The sequence below is a fragment of the Shewanella sp. 10N.286.48.B5 genome (assembly GCF_002874355.2).
In the GTDB taxonomy this organism is placed as follows: Bacteria; Pseudomonadota; Gammaproteobacteria; order Enterobacterales; family Shewanellaceae; genus Shewanella.
The window spans coordinates 2,243,685-2,264,765 of record NZ_MCVG02000001.1; the positions used below are offsets into that span (position 1 = coordinate 2,243,685).

Consider the following 21,081-nt stretch of genomic DNA (forward strand, 5'->3'; position numbering starts at 1 on the left):
TACAACTAAATCTGCGGCCCATTTTTAAAGTTCAGTTAAAAGTTTAAAAAAGTCATTTCGTTTGCTCCTAGCAAAGGAGTTTAAATCTCATTCTTTGTACTATGAGCATCAAAGCTTGAGTTTTAAATGCTAAAAAATAGTGAGTTTGACTGATTACACACAGCAGTGACCGCTTGATATCCATCAAGTAACAGAAAACTGATTTACTGTGACATAATTATTTTTTTTAAATATTAATTAAAATATTAGTTAGGTGTAGTGGCATAGTTAATTTGGCCACCTAGTTAGAGGTGATATCATCACCTCATAAGTTAACAGGTGACACTATGAAAAAACGTACAAGAAGACTTTTTAGTGCAGAGTTCAAACTTGAATCTGCACAACTCGTGCTAGATCAGAATTACTCAATTGTTGAAGCTGCTCAAGCTATGAATGTGGGCAAATCAACCATGGATAAGTGGGTACGACAATTAAGAGAAGAGCGACAAGGTAAGCAGCATAAAGCATCACCTATATCACCAGAACAAGTTGAAATTCGAGAGTTAAAAAAGCAACTAGCTCGCCTCCAGGAGCACAACGAAATATTAAAAAAGGCCACAGCTCTGTTGATGTCGGACTCACTGAACAATTCTTAATAATTGAGAAACTCAGGCAGAGCTATAGCATAAAAACATTATGCGAAGTGTTCAGTATTCATCGTAGTAGTTACAAGTATTGGAGAAAGAGACCAATAACCATTAACGCAGATAAGGTTAAGCTTCGCAGCCTAGTCAGCGAAGTACACACTGCAAGTAATGGATCGGCAGGTGCTAGAACGATTGCAGATATGGTTAGCCAGCAGGGTGTCTCGCTAAGCCGTTATCGTGCCACTAAGTTGATGAAAGAGCTTGGTATAGTTAGCTGCCAGGTACCTAGGCACAAATACCGAAAAGCGACACTAGAACATATTGAAATCCCTAATCACCTAGGTCGACAATTCGCTGTCACAGCTCCGAATGAAGTCTGGGTTGGTGATGTTACCTACGTGTGGGCTGGTAACCGTTGGATGTACTTAGCTGTGGTGATTGATCTATTTGCACGTAAAGTGATTGGCTGGGCTATGTCGTTATCACCTGATAGTCGTTTAACTGGCAAAGCGCTTTCGATGGCCTATGAAGGTCGTGGTAAACCTAAAGATGTTATGTTCCATAGCGATCAAGGGACTCACTATACAAGCAGAAGATATCGGCAACTATTATGGCGATACCAGCTCAAACAAAGTTTATCTCGACGTGGGAATTGTTGGGATAATAGTCCTATGGAACGTTTTTTTAGGAGCCTTAAGACAGAATGGATACCAACTACAGGGTATCGTAATTTTACTGAAGCGCAGAATGAAATTACACGATACATTATTGGATATTATTGTCAGCTTCGGCCGCATCAATATAACGGCGGGCTGACGCCCAATGAGTCAGAACGATTGTTCTGGTTAAACTCTAAGACTGTGGCCAATATTTCTTGACCACTACATATCGAATTTTGTGTAGCTAGGCCTTAAAGCGTTATATCTAACTCTTTGGACTTGACCAGCATTAATTTTATCTCTCTTTTCTATCTCTTCAATATCAAGTACTTCAGCATCGAGATTTTCGTCATATTTGGTTACAGGAAAACTAGCATAATCACTAAACAATTTATGGTTTAAATTTAGCTCAAGAATTATGCCCTTATGTTGATCTGCATAATGAGACCACATTAATAAATTGTTATTGGTTTCAGAAAGAGAAATAACGGCATAATCGAAATAAGAACTTTCAGCTAATGATTTCTCGCTTTCACTGCTACTAGGACGAAGTTCAAAAGGATCGTTTAGCGCATATTTCTGGCTACCTCTAATTAAGAAGTTATCAAAAAACTCTTTTCTTAATGGCATGTACTTATAGAGATTATTTAACACTAAGTAACCTTATTAACTAATGGGAATACCACGATTCAAACTAACAGCTTATTCAATAGCAGCACAATAATGTTCCAGGCTGCTCAATTCAAACATCAAAGGTAGCATCGCTAAGCCATTGTTGTAAAATGAATATTTTTGTGAATACGTAAGTAATGCTCAAAATACTGCCGGAGAAAGAATGCGTCTATGTTGACGAGGTCTATACAACACTTTAAAAAATTTCGCAGTAGATTGATATGTCTAGTTTTCTCGAATGATACAAAATTATCGATGCGTAAAAAGCTCATTTTACGCATCCTTTGGCGCCAGAAATATCTCAATTTGGAGAAAATCAGTTATACCTGTATAGGCAACCAGTCATTTGGGCGACAAGTAAGGCGGTCATAATCGATTAGAAAAAGTAACGTTATGCTGATTATCCCATTGCTAGCACCAACTCCCTTTGGGCCATAAATAATTTAAGCCCCTAACCCATTCCTAGACTGAACGAGTTAACACGAAGATACATAACGAATAGAACACATAATTACTCTTCACTACACGCTTAAATAAATCACCTACTTTTCCCTAAAAACCCCATTAACAACTTGAAACTAAATTGTTACAAATAAGCACAAATAATTAACGACATCAATGTGGCTTTCTGACACAATCACGCAAACTAACAATGAGTTACTGATGCTATTGTGATTAAAATTTCTTCTAAATCCTTATTCCATACTCGTACACTGGCCTGCTGCTCAGCCTTGTTAGGCGCAGTAATCACTCACTTTGCCGTTGCTGGAGAGTCTGCACAATTTAATGTTTCGATTCCTACACTGGCAGCACCTGCGGAAATTGATGGCAATTTAAATGATGCTCAATGGCAACAAGCTGCAACCATGCAGCTTAAATATGAAACCTCACCCGGTGAGAATATTGCGGCCCCGGTGACCACTGACGCCAAGATTTTTGCCACCGAAACCAGTTTGTTTGTCGCCTTTATTGCAAATGATCCAAACCCTGAAAAAATCCGCAGTAATTTACGCGACCGTGATAACTCATGGGGCGATGACCAAGTTGGTATTAAACTCGACACCTTCAATAATGCGCGCCTTGCCTATCAGTTTTTTATCAACCCTTATGGGGTTCAAAATGACTCTATTGAAAATGAGTTAACAGGTGAAGAAAGTGATGCCTGGGACGGTATTTGGTATGCTAGTGGTCAGATCACAGCCCAAGGTTATCAAGTTGAACTAGAGCTACCATTAAGACTATTTAACTTTGATGACAATAAAGACCTGCAAACTTGGGGCATTGAATTAATTCGCTTTTACCCAAGAAACGAAACTCACCGTATATCAAGCCATAAGATCGATCGCAATGTGTCATGTCAATTATGCCAACTCGGCACCGCAACAGGCCTTGAAGGCGCTAAGCAAGGTAAAGATATTCAAATTACGCCATCAGTGGTGGCAACCAGTAATAATCAACGTAATCTTAATCCTAACCAGCCTTGGGAAGATGATAATCATGTTGAAGCTGGGCTCGATTTACGTTGGGGCATCACCCCTACAACGTTATTAAATGCCACCATTAATCCTGACTTTTCCCAAGTAGAAGCCGATTCTGGTCAGCTAGATGTTAACAATACTTTTGCGTTATTTTACCCTGAAAAACGTGCTTTCTTTTTAGATAATAAAGATTATTTCGATACCCAATTAAGCCTATTACACACTCGTAATATTGCCTCACCCGACTATGGGGTAAAGCTTACCAGTAAAACTGATGATCACACTTTAGCTGTGTTAGCGGCTAATGACGAAAATACCCAGTTTTTAATCCCGGGTAACTTAAGCTCAGATATCGCCACCATTAACGAAGAAAGCTATAACCTTGCAGCAAGGTACCGCTTTGATCCCAACAAGAAGCTATCTTTTGGTGGTCTGGTTACCGCTAAAACCTCAGAGAATTACCATAACTATGTTGCCAGTGTTGATATCAAGTATCAGCCCACTGAGCAAGATACTTTTACCGGGCAATATGTATTTTCAGACACGCAATATCCTGATGATTTGTTTCAACAGTTTTGCCAAGGCGAGGATTGCAGCGCACCGCCACAAAGCTGTGAGTTGGGTAATTGTGAATACAATGAACGCGTGCTACGCACTAACAAGCAAGATAACTTTTCCGACAGTATGTACCGGGTAAGCTACGACCATATTCGTCGTAACTGGCGCGCCTTTAGCCGTTATGAATCCATTGGTGAAGACTTTAGAGCTGACTTAGGTTTTATTGACCGAATTGATGCCAGTAAGTTTGTCGTCGGCGGTAATTATGTTTGGTACCCAATGGAAAACTTTTTCAACAAAGTGGTATTTGGCGGCGATTGGGACATTACCCACAATCAAAATAATGAAAAAATTGAACAAGAAGCTGAGGTGTATATTGAGTTTAACGGCGGCTTACAAAGTTACATCTCAACCGGTTTTGTTCACAAAGACCGCGTAGGTAGACGCCATGATGGCTCATCACTGGCCATTGATGGCAATACCACCATGTACGATATTAATTTCAATTGGTTGTACGCCAACTTTACCCCGATACAGTCACTGAAATTAGAAATTGATATGAACTACGGTGATGATATTGATTACGCCAACGACCGTGCGGCTACTGTGACTATGTTTAACCCAGCGGTGGAGTGGAAGGTGACTGAGTCAATCATCTTAGATGTGAATCATCGCTACCAAACCCTTGATGTTGATGAAGGTACTTTGTTTACCGCTAACCTGACTGATTTACGTCTCAATTGGCAAATCAGCTTAAATAGTTTTTTACGTTTAAGCAGTGTCTATACCGATATTGAGCGCGATCCAAGTTTATATCAATACCAATCGCCGAATAAGCAAAGTCAGAATTTAGGCAATGAAATTTTATATGGCTATAAGCTAAATCCACAAAGTGTATTTTATCTGGGTTATTCCGACGGCTTGGTTGCTACCGATGAAATCGATTCATTAACCCAAAAAGATAAAACCTACTTTATGAAAGTAAGTTATGCCTGGTTACTGTAGTTATTAGTCGTTAGTTGTTAGTTGTTTAAGATTTTACCCATTGATGATCAAAAAGACTGCCTTGGCAGTCTTTTTGATTTAGTTGAAAGTACACACAGTTAAAATTAAGTCTTCTCTAAAATAATACTGCCAACAGAGTAGCCTGCTCCAAACGAGCAAAGCAGACCTAAATCACCAGTTTTAAAGTCCTGATTATATTTATTAAAAGCAATAATCGAGCCCGCTGAAGCCGTGTTTGCGTATTCATCTAATACCACTGGTGCCTGCGCTGCATCCACATTGTCACCAAGCAGTTTACGCACCACAAACTGATTCATATTGATATTGGCTTGATGTAACCACAAGCGTTTAAATTCATTAGCTTGTATCTGCTCTTGTTCGAGTTGCTTGTCTAAATGCTGATAAATCATTGGCAACAACTCTTTAAATACCTTGCGCCCTTGTTGATGAAACAACTTATCACTGCTGTTAGCATTGAGCGGATCACAGCGATTCATATGGCCAAAATTACTGCGGATATTATTAGAGTAATCAGTAACGCATTTGCTCGACAGCACATTAAAAGCAAACTCAGTGTGAGCATTGTTCGCTTTTTCAACCACAACTGCGGTTGCGACATCGCCAAAAATAAAGTGGCTATCGCGATCGCGATAATTAACCTGCGGCGAACATATTTCAGGATTAATCACCAATACCCTAGATGCTGTACCTGACTGCACGGCATTGATCGCATTGACTATGGCAAATGTAGCTGACGAACACGCCACCAACATGTCGTAGGCAAAGCCCTTTGTGCCCATGGCTTGCTGAATTTCGATAGCAATTGCAGGGTATGAGCGCTGAGTATAAGCACAGGCAACAATCACTAAGTCAATGTCACTGGCGAGCAGTTTAGCCTGTTCTAAGGCTTTATTCGCCGCCGCGATACCCATTTCAGCCTGCATAGATAATTCGGTACTTGGGCGATCTTTTATCAAAGGCATCATGATGTCAGGCTCTAAAATGCCCTCTTTGACCATCACATAACGCTGCTTAATTCCTGAGGCTTTTTCGATAAATTCAGCCGATGAGTGGGCTAATGCGTTTAATTCACCATTCGCGATTAAGCTAGCATGCTGGCTGTTATATTGGTCGACGTAACGATTAAGGCTTGTTACTAGCTCTTCATTACTAATGCTATGGGGTGGGGTGTAAAGTCCACTTCCTGAAATCACCACTTTGTTCATATTATATCTGCCATTAAGGTATTGGGGAGTAACAAGTTTCCCACCTCGACATTGCCATACTGATAACTTTTGGCCATCTGGTTAATACAGGGAAAATTTTACAATTAAAACAAGTCTATTGGGTTCTGGCATTTTCGCTAAGCACTAATTGACGATTTGCTAAAGGTCTGACCATCTAAGCGAGTAATAATGTGCTTAACTGTTGCAGCAAAAGTAAATGATTGTTAATTAAGAAGATGCTTTATTATTATAGTAGAGTTTGCTTTAATAACTAAAAGGAATAACGAATAACTAACTGTCACTGTTAAAGCCACCTAAACCGATTATCATTAGACAATGCAAACAAGGAGCTAAACCATGAGCAACATTTACGAAGACAATTCATATACGCTAGGTAATACCCCACTAGTGCGCCTTAATCGAGTAAGCAATGGTAATGTGCTAGCAAAAATAGAAGCACGCAATCCAAGTTTCAGTGTTAAGTGTCGTATCGGTGCCAACATGATTTGGGATGCCGAAAAGAAAGGTACCCTCAAAGCTGGTATCGAATTAGTTGAGCCAACCTCAGGTAATACTGGTATTGCACTAGCTTATGTTGCTGCCGCGCGCGGTTACCAGCTAACACTTACTATGCCAAACACCATGAGCCTTGAGCGCCGCAAATTATTAAAAGCATTAGGTGCTAACCTTGTGTTAACTGAAGGCGCTAAGGGCATGAAAGGCGCGATTGATAAAGCAGAAGAAATTCGTTTATCTGATCCTTCAAAGTACCTTATTCTCGGTCAATTCAGTAACCCTGCGAACCCAGAAATTCATGAAAAAACCACAGGCCCAGAAATCTGGAATGACACCGATGGTAAAGTCGATGTATTCGTAGCAGGTGTTGGTACTGGCGGTACTATTACGGGTGTGAGCCGTTACTTAAAAAGTCAGAATAAAGATATTGTGTCAGTGGCGGTTGAGCCAGTTGATTCTCAAGTTATTGCTCAAGCTAAAGCAGGTGAGCCTCTGCAACCTGGACCGCACAAAATTCAAGGTATTGGCGCAGGTTTCATCCCTGGCAACTTAGATTTAGATTTGGTTGATCTTGTGCAAGCTGTTAGCAATGAAGATGCAATTGATATGGCGCGCCGCTTAATGAAAGAAGAAGGTATCTTAGTGGGTATTTCTTCAGGTGCAGCTGTAGTTGCAGCGAATCGTATTGCTGAACTGCCAGAGTATGCAGGCAAAAATATTGTTGTTATTTTGCCTTCAGCTGCAGAGCGTTACTTATCATCAGCACTATTTGCTGGCGAATTTAGCGATAGCGAAAACGTACAGTAACCATATTTAGTGACTGATTGCTAAAAATCGCTAAACACTTTAAAAGCTCTGCATTTGCAGAGCTTTTTATTGGTTTAAACAAACGTAACTACCTGCACATAAATAAGTTTCAATTCAACTATCTGCAACTTCTAAGGCGTGTGTCCCAAAAATGCATTATCCCGCCCTAGCATGTCGTTAACAAGCTCAACATCTAGAGCTAGATCAAGCTCCTATTTAATAGTGTTTGCTAATATCGCAGCACTTTTTCTCCTGCTGCTAGAGCAATCTTCATTTTATGTCTTTTTATCAATCACCGAAAAAAATATCCGCCTACGATGCTAAATTCGAAGCACAAAAAATAGCCTTCGCACCTGTAAGCTTTCAAGTGGCCCGTTGCCTTAGCCAATTCGGCCTACTGGCACAAATTGATGCAGCAGGCGATCAAGGTATTAGCTTAGCGCAGTTAGTAAATGATGCTGACGTATCTGAGTATGCTATTCATGTTTTGCTAGATATGGGTCTAAGTATGGGTCTACTTTGGTGCAAAGATGAGCTTTACCGCTTAGATAAAACAGGACATTTCTTATTACATGATGATATGGCTGCAAAGAATCTTAACTTTATTCACGATGTCTGTTACCAAGGTTTGTTTGAATTAGAAGCATCTCTTCGTAATGGCAAAGCTGAAGGCTTAAAATACCTTGGCGATTGGGACACCATTTACCCGGGATTAAGCCAATTACCTGAGCAGGTTAAACGCAGCTGGTTTGAGTTTGACCATTACTATTCCGATCATGCGTTTGATAGTCTTTTACCGTTAATTTTTCGATCTAAGCCACAACATATTGTTGATGTGGGCGGCAATACAGGTAAGTGGGCGTTTGCTTGCACAGGCTATGATGACCAAGTCAACATCACCATTATGGACTTGCCGGGGCAGTTAACTGTAGCGATGGAAAATGCCAAGATAAATAAGGTTGCCGATCGAGTGCATCCACTTGAAACCGATTTGCTTGATAGTGATAAACCTTTCTATCAACATGCTGATTTATATTGGATGAGCCAATTCTTGGATTGTTTCTCAAAACAGCAAATTGTCACTATTTTAAAACGCGCCGCTGCTGCTATGCGCTCTGATAGTGAGTTGTGTATCTTAGAGACTTACTGGGACAGACAACCATACGAAGCGGGTGCCTACTGTGTTAACGCCACCTCACTATATTTTACTGCAATAGCGAATGGTAATAGCCGCATGTATCACAGTAAAGATATGCTAAAAATGATCAGTGAAGCAGGCCTTTATGTGGATGAAGATATAGATAACATTGGCATAGGTCATACTTTGTTACGCTGTAAGAAAAAGCCTTGTTAAGCTCATTTTTAAGTTAATGACTTATTTAGTCGTTATCACAATAAAAAAACGGCATCAATTCATTGATGCCGTTTTTAATAAATGCCATTTATAATAAATAATATCGCGCCTTGTTTAACTGAAGCCTAAATAATGGGCCGTAATCACTGCAATGCTCGAAAGCACCATTAGCGCTACCATAAAGCGCCAAATAAACTTAACCCAATCACCCCAATCCACTCGGCATACGCCTAAAGTCGCCATCAGCGACGCTGAAGTAGGCACTAACACATTGGTAAAGCCGTCGCCTAACTGAAACGCCAGTACTGATACTTGACGAGTCACACCCACAAGATCTGCCAGTGGCGCCATCAAGGGCATGGTTAACGCCGCTTGGCCTGAGCCTGAGGTGACGAAGAAATTAAATACCGACTGGAATAACAACATAAACCAAGCAGATAAGGCATTCGGTAGCTGGCCAATCACGCTACCTGCACTGTGCAAAATACTGTTTAGCACACTCGGTTCTGTTGCCCCCCCACTGCCAATTAATAATAAAATGCCAGAAGCTAAACCCACTAATAGTGCAGGCTCGAGCATGGTGCCTGCACCTTGCTTAAAGCTTTGAGCTACTTTATTCATGGTTAAGCCGTTTAGGTTGAACAATATGCCAATAATACCGACTACAATGCCCATGGTAAAAAACTGGCTGGCAATTTCAGGAATAAACCACGCATGAGCAATCACGCCCCAGATAACCCAGCCTATGGTTGCTGCAATGGTTAGTAATACCAATATGTCACCCATATTAAAGCGACTGTCTTTTACTGTTCCTTGCTGGTTATCTCTAAAATGCTGATCACTATGAAAACTAAACGACAAGCTGGGTTGCTTTTGAATTTTACTGGCGTAGCGCATGGTAAAAATAATCCCAATTAAGGTAAAGCCAACCCAAAGCCCAAAGCGTACCCCTGCCCCAGATAATACCGGCACCCCTGAAATGCCTTGAGCAATCGCCACACTAAATGGGTTCATCCACGAACTGGCAAAACCAATTTGTGTCGCAACGTAAGTCACCATCACGGTACATATGCCGTCGTAACCAAGGCGGATCATTAACGGGCAAATGATAATTGCAAAGGCGATTGCCTCTTCGCCCATACCAAAAACCGCCCCGCCTAAAGAAAATAAACTAAAGATAACCGGAATAAATAACTGCTCGTTGCCCTTGGTTTTATCGATTAAGCGTAAAATACCGTTATCAATGGTGCCAGTGGCCATCACCACTCCAAATGAGCCGCCGATCACTAACATGAACATAATCACGCCAATGGCACTGCCCCACTTAGAACCAGAAACTAAGCCTTCAAAGGCGAAGTTAAAAAAGCCCATGCCACCATCACCTTTAAATAGCCCCATTGGGCTAAGTAGTGGCTCACCTTGTTCATCTGTTGCATAGCTAAACGAATTAGGGTCGACAACACTGCGTGTCTTTTCCACACCATCGACAACATAATGTGCCTCTTGGGTAGTAAAGGAGCCAATGGGCACCACATAGGTCAACAGTGCTGCAGCAAAGGCAACAAAGAATATGATCACTAAGGTATCAGGCATTACTTTGGTTGTTTGGGGGGGATTACTGGCTATTTGTTGCTCTAACATTTCATTACCACTGTTATTGTTATTATCAGGTAGGTTTTATTTATAAAATACTAGCATTTAAATAGTCTTAAATATTGCAGACTTTTAGTTAAAATATCTAAAAATGGCAGGTTAACAATATATTAGCGCCTAAAAAGTAGCCTTAACGCATATTCGTTTGTTATTGAAAAAGTTTAATCGAATAAAAACCAGTCAACAATAAAAGCCTGATGATATTATTGCTTGATATCAAATGCTGCTGAGTTTGAAATTGCTTTGGTAAAAAAGGCTAGCTACAAAAATGCCCAGCAAAGGCTGGGCATTCAAATTAAGACTGACAGTAGTTCTATGCAGACTTCATACTCTAAGGGGCTTAATCGTTTTTAGGCTCAACACGGCTTGTAATAGTGCCGTGACTTGCGCCGTCAGTGCCAAGGGTTAATTTACCTTGTTCAACTAACCAAAAGCCGATGCCAACAAACACCCCACCACCCACTATATTACCTAAGGTTACAGGGATCAGGTTATGAAACACGAAGTTACTCACAGTAAGATCGGCAAATTGTTGCGGGTCTAGGTTAAGTGCTACATAAAAACTATCCGGTGCAAATGAATGGATAGCAATACCAATTGGCACCATAAACATGTTGGCAATACTATGCTCAAAACCGCTGCTCACAAACATGGCTACAGGCAGGATCATCAGTAAGGATTTCGTCAGGAGATCTTTGGTGGCAAAGGTCATCCACACAGCTAAGCACACTAACATGTTACATAAAATACCTAAGGTAAATGCTTGTGACCAAGTGTGATGAATTTTGTGCTGTGCAAGCTTCATTGCACTTAACCCCCATTGACCATCATTGAGTTCAAACATGCGCGCACTCATGATCAGAAACACCATCAATAGTGCGCCGACTAAATTGCCCGCATAAACTCTGGCCCAACAACGTAATTGGGTCGCTGTTTTGACTTTTTTCTGCGCCCAAGGGATCGAGGTTAACACTGTACTAGTAAATAACTCTGTGCCGCACACCACAACTAAAATTAATCCTAAGCTAAACGCAATACCGCCAATAAAGCGTGTCATGCCCCAGCCCATAGTACTGCCGTTAGTCACTGTAATGTAAAACACAAATGCAATCGCAATAAATGCACCGGCAAATATCGATAACATAAATGATTGCCAAGGGCTTTTAGCAACTTTAGCTAAACCAAATGCTTCAGCATTTTGGAAGGTGGTTGGCGTCGCAGCAATTTGCTGTTGATCGCCAGATGCATTTTTCATAAAAACCCCGAGTAAAACTATAAGTTAAATTGGTATGACCAAGAGCAAAGATTAAAAAATCTACCAGCACCATGACCCAATTAGATTAACAGCCACTAATTAAGTATCAGTTTTGCTAAAAGGTGCTATAAATCAGTATAGCAAGCAATATAGGGCTAAGCAGCCTTAGCAGCACGCTTGCAAAAGGTTAGCAAGAATAGACCCAATTGATTAAATAAAAAACTTTTTGCTCAGAAACTGTTAAGCACTTAACAGTTTCACTGTTCGCATAGCCAAATTTTATTTTTTTAAGTGAAGTTAACCCAAAGCTATGTTAATCTTTGCAGGGTAAATTGGTCTTACCAATTTAGATAAGTGGGAAATTTAGCTTAATCGCTATTACGATAACGGTTAAGCCAACGGATTAGATGCCCTTGCGATCATCCATCAATAGGGATCTCAATTTTTGTTCTGCTAACTTGTTTGTAATAGACATCAACTAACATCAAGTCGCAGTTCAGCAGCAGTTAATTGACGAGAAGGTAAATTACCATGACCGATAAAACAGAGTTATTTGCAAATGCGTGGCAAGGTTTTGAAGCTGGCGACTGGAAAACAGAAGTCAACGTTCGTGACTTTATTCAGAAAAACTACAACCCATATGAAGGTGATGAATCTTTCCTAGCTGGCGCTACCGCAGCTACTGAATCACTTTGGGAAAAAGTGATGGTTGGCATCAAGCAAGAAAATGCAACCCACGCACCTGTTGATTTCGACACAGAAATGGTTTCGACCATTACTTCTCATGATGCTGGTTACATCAATAAAGATTTAGAAACTATCGTTGGTTTGCAAACTGATGCGCCGCTTAAGCGTTCAATGCTGCCAAATGGTGGTATTCGTATGGTTGAAGGCTCTTGTAAAGCTTATGGCCGCGAATTAAACGCAGACGTTAAATACACTTATTCTGAATTACGTAAAACCCATAACCAAGGTGTATTCGATATTTATACTCCTGAAATTATGGCTTGTCGTAAATCTGGTATTTTAACTGGTTTACCTGATGCATATGGCCGTGGCCGTATCATTGGTGATTACCGTCGTATCGCGCTTTACGGTATTGACTACCTAATGCAAGATAAATACGCTCAGTTCTCTTCACTTCAAGCAGGTTTTGAAGCTGGCGAAGATTTAACTTACACAATGCAACTGCGTGAAGAAATTGCAGAGCAACATCGTGCATTGGGTCAAATCAAGAAAATGGCAGCAAAATACGGCTGTGATATTTCTCTTCCTGCGACGAATGCAAAAGAAGCAATCCAATGGACTTACTTTGGTTACCTTGCAGCTGTTAAGAGCCAAAATGGCGCAGCAATGTCATTGGGCCGTACTTCTACTTTCATCGATATCTTCGTTGAACGTGACATCGCTAACGGTGTTATCACTGAAGAACAAGCACAAGAAATGGTTGACCATTTCGTAATGAAACTTCGTATGGTGCGTTTCTTACGTACTCCTGAATACGATGAATTGTTCTCAGGCGACCCAATCTGGGCAACTGAATCAATTGCTGGTATGGGTTTAGACGGTCGTACTTTGGTAACTAAATCAAGCTTCCGTTTCTTACACACGCTTTACAACATGGGCCCAAGCCCTGAGCCAAACATTACCGTATTATGGTCAAATGAGCTGCCACAAGGTTTCAAAAACTACTGTGCAAAAGTATCAATCGATACGAGCTCAATCCAGTACGAAAATGATGACTTAATGCGTCCTGATTTCGAATCAGATGATTACGCAATTGCCTGTTGTGTTAGCCCAATGATTGTGGGTAAACATATGCAGTTCTTCGGTGCCCGTGCCAACTTAGCGAAAACCATGCTTTACGCTATCAACGGCGGTGTTGATGAAAAACTAAAAATCCAAGTTGCACCTAAAGCAGATGCAATCACATCAGAAGTATTAGAATTTGATGATGTAATGGGTCGTTTAGACGGCTTAATGGATTGGTTAGCGACACAATACGTGACAGCACTTAACTCTATCCATTACATGCATGATAAGTATTCATACGAAGCTTCATTAATGGCATTACATGACCGTGATGTACGTCGCACCATGGCATGTGGTATCGCAGGTCTTTCAATTGCAGCCGATTCACTATCTGCAATTAAATACGGTACTGTTAAGCCAATCCGTGACGAAGACGGCATTGCAATTGATTTTGATATTTCTGGTGAATATCCAAAATTTGGTAACAATGACCCACGTGTAGATGACATCGCTTGTGACTTAGTTGAACGTTTCATGGCTAAGATCCGTACCATGAAAATGTACCGTAATGCGATTCCAACACAGTCTATTCTTACTATTACTTCTAACGTTGTATACGGTAAGAAAACGGGTACTACACCTGATGGTCGTCCAGCTGGCGCACCATTTGCTCCGGGTGCTAACCCAATGCATGGTCGTGATGAAAATGGCGCAATCGCTTCATTAACATCAGTAGCTAAACTGCCATTTGCTCACGCACAAGACGGTATTTCTTACACATTCTCTATCGTGCCAAATGCACTAGGTAAAGATGAAGTTGGACGTCGTGCTAACCTTGCATCATTGATGGATGGTTACTTCATGAGCAACGCTAACAGTGAAGGTGGTCAACACTTAAACGTTAACGTAATGAACCGCGAAATGCTTGAAGACGCGATTGTTAACCCTGAAAAATACCCACAGTTAACCATTCGTGTGTCTGGTTATGCGGTACGTTTCAACGCGTTAACACCTGAACAGCAACAAGATGTTATTACACGTACCTTTACTAAAAGCATGTAATATCAACTAAAATCGGTTGTGCTAATATAAGTGATGTCACTATTGCTAATTAGCACAACCTTTTTTCATTTGTTTGTTCGGAGTTCTCATGACCACAGGTCGCATTCACTCAATCGAGTCTTTTGGCACAGTAGATGGCCCAGGCATTCGTTTCGTTGCCTTTATGCAAGGCTGCTTAATGAAATGCCAATACTGCCATAACCGTGACACTTGGGATTTAGATGGTGGTAAAGAGGTCAGTGTTGATGAACTCATGAGCCAAATCATCAGCTACAAACCTTTCTTAAAATCAGGTGGCGTTACAGCAACTGGTGGAGAAGCGATTCTTCAAGCTGATTTCGTAAACGAGCTCTTTAAAGCCTGTAAACAAAACGATTTGCATACCTGTCTCGATACCAATGGTTTCGTTCGAAAATACACACCGATTATCGATGAACTACTCGATAACACCGACTTAGTATTGCTTGATATCAAGCAAATGAATGATGCCAAACACATTGATTTAACCAAAGTGAGCAACCAACGCACACTGCAATTTGCACAGCACCTTGCTAAACGTCAGCAAAAAACTTGGGTTAGATATGTTGTGGTTAACGGTTTTACTGAAGATATCGACTCAGCCATTGCCTTGGCAGATTTTATCAAGCCGATGACAAACGTTGAGAAAGTTGAATTACTGCCCTACCACCAGCTTGGCACCCATAAGTGGGAAGCTTTCGGTGAAACCTATCCGTTAGAAGGTGTAGAGCCGCCAAGTAAAGAAACGATGGAAGCCATTAAAGCGGTATTCGTCGAGCGTGGAATAAATGCCAATTATTAAGTTTCGCTAACTTATGATTGACTCAGTCATTTTTAAAGTGTGTAACCCTTGAAGGCTATAGCTCTTCCCAGTAACTGCGATCTAAACGGTCAAAGGCCACTTTTAAAATCACTGCCATATCTAAGTAACACGCTTTAGGGCCCAACGGTTTATTGCTAATCCCCATTGCGGTTAGCTTTGCACTGAGTTGGTTAGCCCAATCAAATAAGGTCAGTGGCAACGGGTGTCTTGCACGCCAGCCCAACCACAGCAAGCCTTGAACAGGTAAGCTGATAAAAAATAATAAAATGGCAATGGCTTGGGGCAAAAACGCCCATCCATTGACATACACTTGGCTCATTGCAGCCAAAATAGCAAAAAAAGGCATGAACATGATGCCTAAATGGGTTGCCCTTACAACGCGGTATTCAGGGAAATAAAACCCAAGTTGTCGGATCATTGGCCACGTTTTCATATAACGTCGACCATCGCCGATGATTTTGAATACTTTTACGTTCAACGGTATGCCCTAAATCAATTAATAGATACATGCACAATAGCACACAGCCCTATTTAGCCCCAAATTTCAGCTAAATTTATCGGCTAATTTGTAAATCATTAACTATGATTGATTGTTGAAATAACAAGGTTTCACATCAATTTAAATTTTGTTCGATTAGAATGTAAAGGTCTCAACATGTCAGAAAAACTCGTATTGGTTCTCAACTGTGGTAGCTCTTCTTTAAAATTTGCCGTTATTGATGCCGTTTCAGGTGATGATTATATCTCTGGTCTTGCGGAATGTTTCGGTTTAGAAGATTCACGTATTAAATGGAAAGTAAACGGCGCGAAAAATGAAGCTAGTTTAGGTGCATTTACTGCTCACCGTGAAGCGGTTGAATTTATTGTTAAAGATATTCTTGCTGGTCAGCCAGAACTTGCTGCTCAAATCCAAGCTATTGGTCATCGTATTGTTCATGGTGGAGAGAAATACTCTCGTTCAGTGCTTATCACTGAAGATGTGATCAAAGGTATCGAAGACTGTGCATCACTGGCACCACTTCATAACCCTGCACATTTAATTGGTATTCGCGCTGCTATTGCATCATTCCCAAAACTTCCTCAAGTTGCGGTATTTGATACAGCTTTCCACCAAACCATGCCTGAGCGTGCTTATGTTTATGCACTTCCTTACAAACTATACCGTGAACATGGTATTCGTCGTTATGGCATGCACGGTACTAGCCACTTATTTGTTAGCCGCGAAGCCGCTAAAGTATTAAACAAAGACGTTGCTGATACTAATGTTGTCGTTGCCCATCTTGGTAACGGTGCATCTGTTACTGCCATTAAAGGCGGAAAGAGCGTTGATACTTCAATGGGTCTAACACCACTTGAAGGCCTAGTAATGGGTACACGTTGTGGCGATATGGATCCTTCAATCGTGTTCCATTTAGTGAACCAATTAGGTTACACCCTTGATGAAGTTCATAACTTAATCAATAAGCAAAGTGGTTTATTAGGTATTTCAGAGCTGACTAACGACTGCCGCGGTATTGAAGACGGTTATAAAGATGGCCATAAAGGCGCAACCTTAGCATTAGAAATTTTCTGCTACCGTTTAGCTAAGTACATTGCTTCTTACACTGTGCCATTAGGTCGTTTAGATGCTGTTATCTTCACTGGTGGTATCGGTGAAAACTCAGATCTCATCCGTGAAAAAGTACTTAATATGCTGCAAATTTTCAACTTCCAAGTGAATGCAGAAAAGAACACTGCAGCGCGTTTCGGTAATGAAGGTATTATCACTGAAGAAGGCAGCACAGTTGCGATGGTTATCCCAACTAACGAAGAATGGGTTATCGCAGAAGATGCTATCAAGCTGATCACTGCTTAATCGTTAATTGCTTAATTCTTTTTAAAGACTGTTATTAAACAGGCTTTGTTCAATTTATATTAGAGGTTTTTATGTCTCGTAATATCATGTTAATTCCAATCGGCACAGGTGTAGGTTTAACCTCATTAAGCCTTGGGATGGTACGTGCCTTAGAGCGCAAAGGTGTTAAAGTTCAATTTTTCAAGCCTATCGCGCAAATCCGTAACGGCGATACCGGCCCTGAACGTTCAACCACCATTTTAAGTCACTCTCCAACGGTTAACCCGCTTGAGCCATTTTCAATGGAACATGCTGAGAACCTGATCCGTGCAGAGCAAATTGATGTACTCATGGAGCAAATCATTGCTCGCGCGAGTGAATGTGCATCAAACACTGAGACCATCGTTATTGAAGGTTTAGTGCCAACGCGTAACCACCCTTTCTCAGATGACATTAACTTTGAAATTGCTAAAGCATTAGATGCGGATATCATTTTCATCGCGACTCCGGGTAACGATTCACCTAACGGTCTAATGAACCGCTTAGAAATCGCTTATAACTCTTGGGGCGGCGTTAAAAACAAACGTCTTATTGGTTCTATCATCAATAAAATTGGTGCACCTGTTGATGAAGAAGGCGCAACACGTCCTGACTTATCAGAGATATTTGATCACACCGACATTAACAAAGCTGATTCATCAGCGATGTTCCAACTGCCAGGTAAAAGCCCATTACGCATTTTAGGTAGCGTGCCATATAACCTGGACTTAGTGTCTCCACGTGCATCTGATTTAGCCAAGCATTTACATGCCAAAATCATCAATGCCGGTGAAATGAACACCCGTCGTTTACGTAAAGTCACCTTCTGTGCCCGTAGTATTCCAAACATGGTTACTCATATGCGCACCGACTCATTATTGGTCACCTCAGGGGATCGCTCTGACGTGATTGTCGCAGCCTGTCTTGCCGCCATGAACGGCGTGAAAATTGGTGCGTTATTACTGACTGGTGGTTACGAGCCTGAGCCAGAAGTCATGGCATTGTGTGAACGTGCCTTTGATACCGGTTTACCGGTATTCCTTGTAGACAGTAACACATGGCAGACATCGCTTAATATTCAACGTTTTGACCATGAAGTACCGGTTGATGACGCTGTACGTATTGACTACGTTCAAGAATATGTTGCCAGTCATATTGATCAAAGCTGGATTGAAAGCGTTACTGAAAACTCGCCAAGAGAACATCGTTTATCGCCACCAGCATTTAGATACAAGTTAACTGAACTTGCTCGCGCTGCGAAAAAGACCATTGTCCTGCCTGAAGGTGAAGAGCCAAGAACCATTAAAGCTGCCGCTATTTGTGCTGAACGTGGCATTGCCCGTTGTGTACTTTTAGGTAATGCAGAAGAAATTCAACGTATTGCTGCATCACAAGATGTGGTTTTAGGTGAAGGCGTACAAATCATCGATCCACTGCAAGCACGTGAGCGCTATGTAGAAGGAATGCTTGATTTACGTCGTCACAAAGGCCTTACTGAAGTTGTCGCTAAAGAGCAGTTAGAAGATAACATGGTGTTAGGCACCATGATGCTGGCGCAAGATGAAGTTGACGGTATCGTTTCAGGCGCAGTAAATACCACTGCCAATACCATTCGCCCACCGCTGCAGTTAATTAAAACAGCGCCAGGCTCAAGCTTAGTGTCATCTATCTTCTTTATGTTGATGCCTGATCAAGTACTTGTTTATGGTGACTGTGCGATTAACCCAGATCCAAACCCTGATCAATTAGCAGATATTGCCATTCAATCAGCTGAATCTGCTGCTGCATTTGGTATTGAGCCACGCGTTGCGATGATCAGCTACTCAACGGGTACTTCAGGTACCGGTTCTGATGTTGATAAAGTACGTGAAGCAACCCGTATCGCGAAAGAAAAACGCCCTGACTTAGTCATTGACGGTCCATTACAATATGATGCGGCAGTGATGGAAAATGTGGCCCGTTCTAAAGCGCCTAACAGCCCTGTAGCTGGTAAAGCGACGGTATTCGTATTCCCAGACTTAAATACTGGTAATACGACTTACAAAGCGGTACAGCGTAGTGCTGATCTGATCAGTATTGGTCCAATGCTGCAAGGTATGCGCAAACCAGTAAACGATTTATCACGCGGCGCATTGGTCGATGATATTGTTTACACCATCGCATTGACTGCGATTCAAGCTAAACAAAACGAACAAGCTTAATGACTTTAAGTAGCGCGATGTAAGCTGCGCTAAGTTTTAAGCCGAAAAGCACTAACGTCTAACGCTAGTGCTTTTTTTGGGGGCCAAATTCATTTAAAACTAAGCCGTAATTACAAAAGCTGAACAATGACAGCACTGTTATTAGGCTGTAAAACCAAAATTTAAGCTAACAAGCAGGCGACTTTACAACTTGCTACTCTCACTTCCCCTACTTAAAATACCCTGCCATTAACCGCTACCACCTTAAAAATACCTCAGTAACCTTCTATGGTAAAAAACCTATGCCATTATCAGTAAATTGCTCATCCATGCACGTCATACGTCATCGAGTAATAAAAATCTGTTGTGGTCTGTAAGCCACTAAATATCCCCAGCAAGAACGCCGCTATTCACACTGCATTTATGACATGAATCTGCATAGGGTTTCAGCATTAAACAAGGGTTGAATTTTCAACGACCTAAAAGGATTTATTACCCAAATGCAAGGATAAAATGATAAAAAAGCAAGTGAAAAGTAAAAAGATTCGAGGGGGAAATTATGATGTTATTTTTTAACCAGCATTGATAACTGTTAATTTTCATGACGTTACGCAGGCAGAATATAGTCTTCAACATAGTTGTCCACAGATTTTGTGGATAACATGAAGTTATACATAGCAGTCGAAGTATTGAGTTACTAAGATATGCCACGGCTGAGTTTTTCAGTCAAGATCTATTTAATATTTTCTGGAATATTTGCGTTATTCTTGTGTCTGAGCCTTTAAATAGCGATACTCAATCATCTTATTTTACCTTATCAACTCATCATGCATAAAATCGTTGTTATTATCTGTTTATTACTTTTAAGTGCCTGCAGTCCTTCTGAACAAAACCCTCAAGGCCGATTAGAAAAACCACTCTCCCCTGAAGAAGTATCATTGGGATTCTTTAATGCTATTTATGTTGATAGAGATATCAATCAAGCCATGATTTATGTCAATCAAGAATTAAAAGATATCATCTCCCATTACCATATTGCCTCAGCAGTACAGCGCCATGTGTTGGGGCTGTCCATGACAGAGGTTAATATGAGTGTTGACGATATCAATATCGACTTTTTCCGCAAATTTACCGATGAAGTTGATGTAAAAGTTAAAATGGAAGGCTTAAAAGGAGGCAACCCTTGGGTTGATGACCGTACCATTAAACTCATTAAAAACGGTAACCGTTGGACCATCACTGGCGTAATAACTGAAAAGGGCCGCATTGACCTGTAAGCGGTCTTTAGCCAACGTGAGTTAAGCTAGCTCGACTCGCCAATTTTAAGCATAAAAAAAGCAGCTGAGGCTGCTTTTTTTATGCTTGTGAAAGAGCTAATACTATTAGTTCGATCCGCTTATTCTTCTTCAGTAGGTAACGACTCTAAAACATCGTCTTTTACTTGGTAATAAGCATTATCATATTCATGAACTTCCATAATAACTCCTATCAATCTTAGGTCGTTTGTAAGGTGCATGGCATGTCTATAATTAGGGGTGACATTTACCAATACAGAGAAGCGCAA

Annotated in this window: 14 protein-coding genes; 9 read left to right on the plus strand and 5 right to left on the minus strand. The window is 41.0% G+C overall.

From position 1 onward, the window contains the following. Positions 1-326 precede the first annotated feature (326 nt). A protein-coding gene (locus tag BCU57_RS09660) for an IS3 family transposase (protein WP_102531200.1) occupies positions 327-1,504 on the plus strand; the annotation gives its coding sequence in 2 pieces (ribosomal slippage) (positions 327-594 and positions 594-1,504; 1,179 coding nt in all). A 3-nt stretch (positions 1,505-1,507) separates the two neighbouring features. Here BCU57_RS09660 and BCU57_RS09665 read toward each other — a convergent pair. Then, entirely contained in the window at positions 1,508-1,939 is a 432-nt protein-coding gene (locus BCU57_RS09665) for a hypothetical protein (protein ID WP_102437241.1), read from the minus strand. Positions 1,940-2,628: 689 nt separating this feature from the next. On the opposite strand from BCU57_RS09665, the gene BCU57_RS09670 reads away from it, so the two are divergent. Further along, positions 2,629-4,998 carry a DUF5916 domain-containing protein gene (locus BCU57_RS09670; RefSeq protein WP_413211422.1) on the plus strand — a complete coding sequence of 790 codons (2,370 nt, stop codon included), beginning with the start codon at positions 2,629-2,631 and terminating at the stop codon, positions 4,996-4,998. A gap of 104 nt (positions 4,999-5,102) precedes the next feature. Here the strand turns inward: BCU57_RS09670 and BCU57_RS09675 are convergent, their stop codons facing one another. Then, the gene (locus tag BCU57_RS09675) at positions 5,103-6,224 is read right to left on the minus strand and encodes a beta-ketoacyl-ACP synthase III (protein ID WP_102439868.1); all 1,122 of its coding nucleotides are present in this window, start codon (positions 6,222-6,224) and stop codon (positions 5,103-5,105) included. A 357-nt stretch (positions 6,225-6,581) separates the two neighbouring features. Between BCU57_RS09675 and cysK the strand changes: the two genes are divergently transcribed. Continuing rightward, complete coding sequence (gene cysK, locus BCU57_RS09680; protein WP_102439869.1) at positions 6,582-7,547, plus strand: cysteine synthase A; 966 nt, start codon at positions 6,582-6,584, stop codon at positions 7,545-7,547. A 277-nt stretch (positions 7,548-7,824) separates the two neighbouring features. Next, on the plus strand, positions 7,825-8,901 hold the full coding sequence (locus tag BCU57_RS09685) for a methyltransferase (protein WP_102439870.1): 1,077 nt from the start codon (positions 7,825-7,827) through the stop codon (positions 8,899-8,901). Between the two features lie 114 nt (positions 8,902-9,015). On the opposite strand, the gene yfcC is transcribed toward BCU57_RS09685, so the two are convergent. Both yfcC and focA read right to left on the minus strand, forming a co-directional pair. Further along, entirely contained in the window at positions 9,016-10,542 is a 1,527-nt protein-coding gene (yfcC, locus tag BCU57_RS09690; protein ID WP_102439871.1) for a putative basic amino acid antiporter YfcC, read from the minus strand. A gap of 352 nt (positions 10,543-10,894) precedes the next feature. Continuing rightward, positions 10,895-11,809, minus strand: a complete 915-nt coding sequence (gene focA, locus BCU57_RS09695; RefSeq protein ID WP_102439872.1) for a formate transporter FocA — start codon at positions 11,807-11,809, stop codon at positions 10,895-10,897. A gap of 531 nt (positions 11,810-12,340) precedes the next feature. On the opposite strand from focA, the gene pflB reads away from it, so the two are divergent. Further along, positions 12,341-14,623, plus strand: coding sequence for a formate C-acetyltransferase (gene pflB, locus BCU57_RS09700; RefSeq protein WP_102439873.1), 2,283 nt, complete (start codon positions 12,341-12,343; stop codon positions 14,621-14,623). A gap of 88 nt (positions 14,624-14,711) precedes the next feature. Beyond that, the gene (gene pflA, locus BCU57_RS09705) at positions 14,712-15,443 is read left to right on the plus strand and encodes a pyruvate formate lyase 1-activating protein (protein WP_102439874.1); all 732 of its coding nucleotides are present in this window, start codon (positions 14,712-14,714) and stop codon (positions 15,441-15,443) included. A gap of 55 nt (positions 15,444-15,498) precedes the next feature. On the opposite strand, the gene yfbV is transcribed toward pflA, so the two are convergent. Further along, positions 15,499-15,942: a terminus macrodomain insulation protein YfbV gene (yfbV, locus tag BCU57_RS09710; RefSeq protein ID WP_102439875.1), complete on the minus strand. Its 444-nt coding sequence runs from the start codon at positions 15,940-15,942 to the stop codon at positions 15,499-15,501. Between the two features lie 177 nt (positions 15,943-16,119). Between yfbV and ackA the strand changes: the two genes are divergently transcribed. From ackA to BCU57_RS09725, 3 genes are all read left to right on the plus strand, one after another. Next, positions 16,120-17,319: an acetate kinase gene (gene ackA / locus BCU57_RS09715; RefSeq protein ID WP_102439876.1), complete on the plus strand. Its 1,200-nt coding sequence runs from the start codon at positions 16,120-16,122 to the stop codon at positions 17,317-17,319. Positions 17,320-17,390: 71 nt separating this feature from the next. Further along, the gene (pta, locus tag BCU57_RS09720) at positions 17,391-19,538 is read left to right on the plus strand and encodes a phosphate acetyltransferase (RefSeq protein WP_102439877.1); all 2,148 of its coding nucleotides are present in this window, start codon (positions 17,391-17,393) and stop codon (positions 19,536-19,538) included. Between the two features lie 806 nt (positions 19,539-20,344). After that, entirely contained in the window at positions 20,345-20,794 is a 450-nt protein-coding gene (locus tag BCU57_RS09725) for a hypothetical protein (protein WP_102439878.1), read from the plus strand. Positions 20,795-21,081 lie beyond the last annotated feature (287 nt).

What these genes read in the sequence shown, in the direction of transcription:
- BCU57_RS09675 (WP_102439868.1), bottom strand. Translation starts at nt 6,224, where the DNA reads ATGAACAAAGTGGTGATTTCAGGAAGTGGACTTTACACCCCACCCCAT.
- cysK (WP_102439869.1), top strand. Translation starts at nt 6,582, where the DNA reads ATGAGCAACATTTACGAAGACAATTCATATACGCTAGGTAATACCCCA.
- BCU57_RS09685 (WP_102439870.1), top strand. Translation starts at nt 7,825, where the DNA reads ATGTCTTTTTATCAATCACCGAAAAAAATATCCGCCTACGATGCTAAA.
- yfcC (WP_102439871.1), bottom strand. Translation starts at nt 10,542, where the DNA reads ATGTTAGAGCAACAAATAGCCAGTAATCCCCCCCAAACAACCAAAGTA.
- focA (WP_102439872.1), bottom strand. Translation starts at nt 11,809, where the DNA reads ATGAAAAATGCATCTGGCGATCAACAGCAAATTGCTGCGACGCCAACC.
- pflB (WP_102439873.1), top strand. Translation starts at nt 12,341, where the DNA reads ATGACCGATAAAACAGAGTTATTTGCAAATGCGTGGCAAGGTTTTGAA.
- pflA (WP_102439874.1), top strand. Translation starts at nt 14,712, where the DNA reads ATGACCACAGGTCGCATTCACTCAATCGAGTCTTTTGGCACAGTAGAT.
- ackA (WP_102439876.1), top strand. Translation starts at nt 16,120, where the DNA reads ATGTCAGAAAAACTCGTATTGGTTCTCAACTGTGGTAGCTCTTCTTTA.
- pta (WP_102439877.1), top strand. Translation starts at nt 17,391, where the DNA reads ATGTCTCGTAATATCATGTTAATTCCAATCGGCACAGGTGTAGGTTTA.
- BCU57_RS09725 (WP_102439878.1), top strand. Translation starts at nt 20,345, where the DNA reads ATGCATAAAATCGTTGTTATTATCTGTTTATTACTTTTAAGTGCCTGC.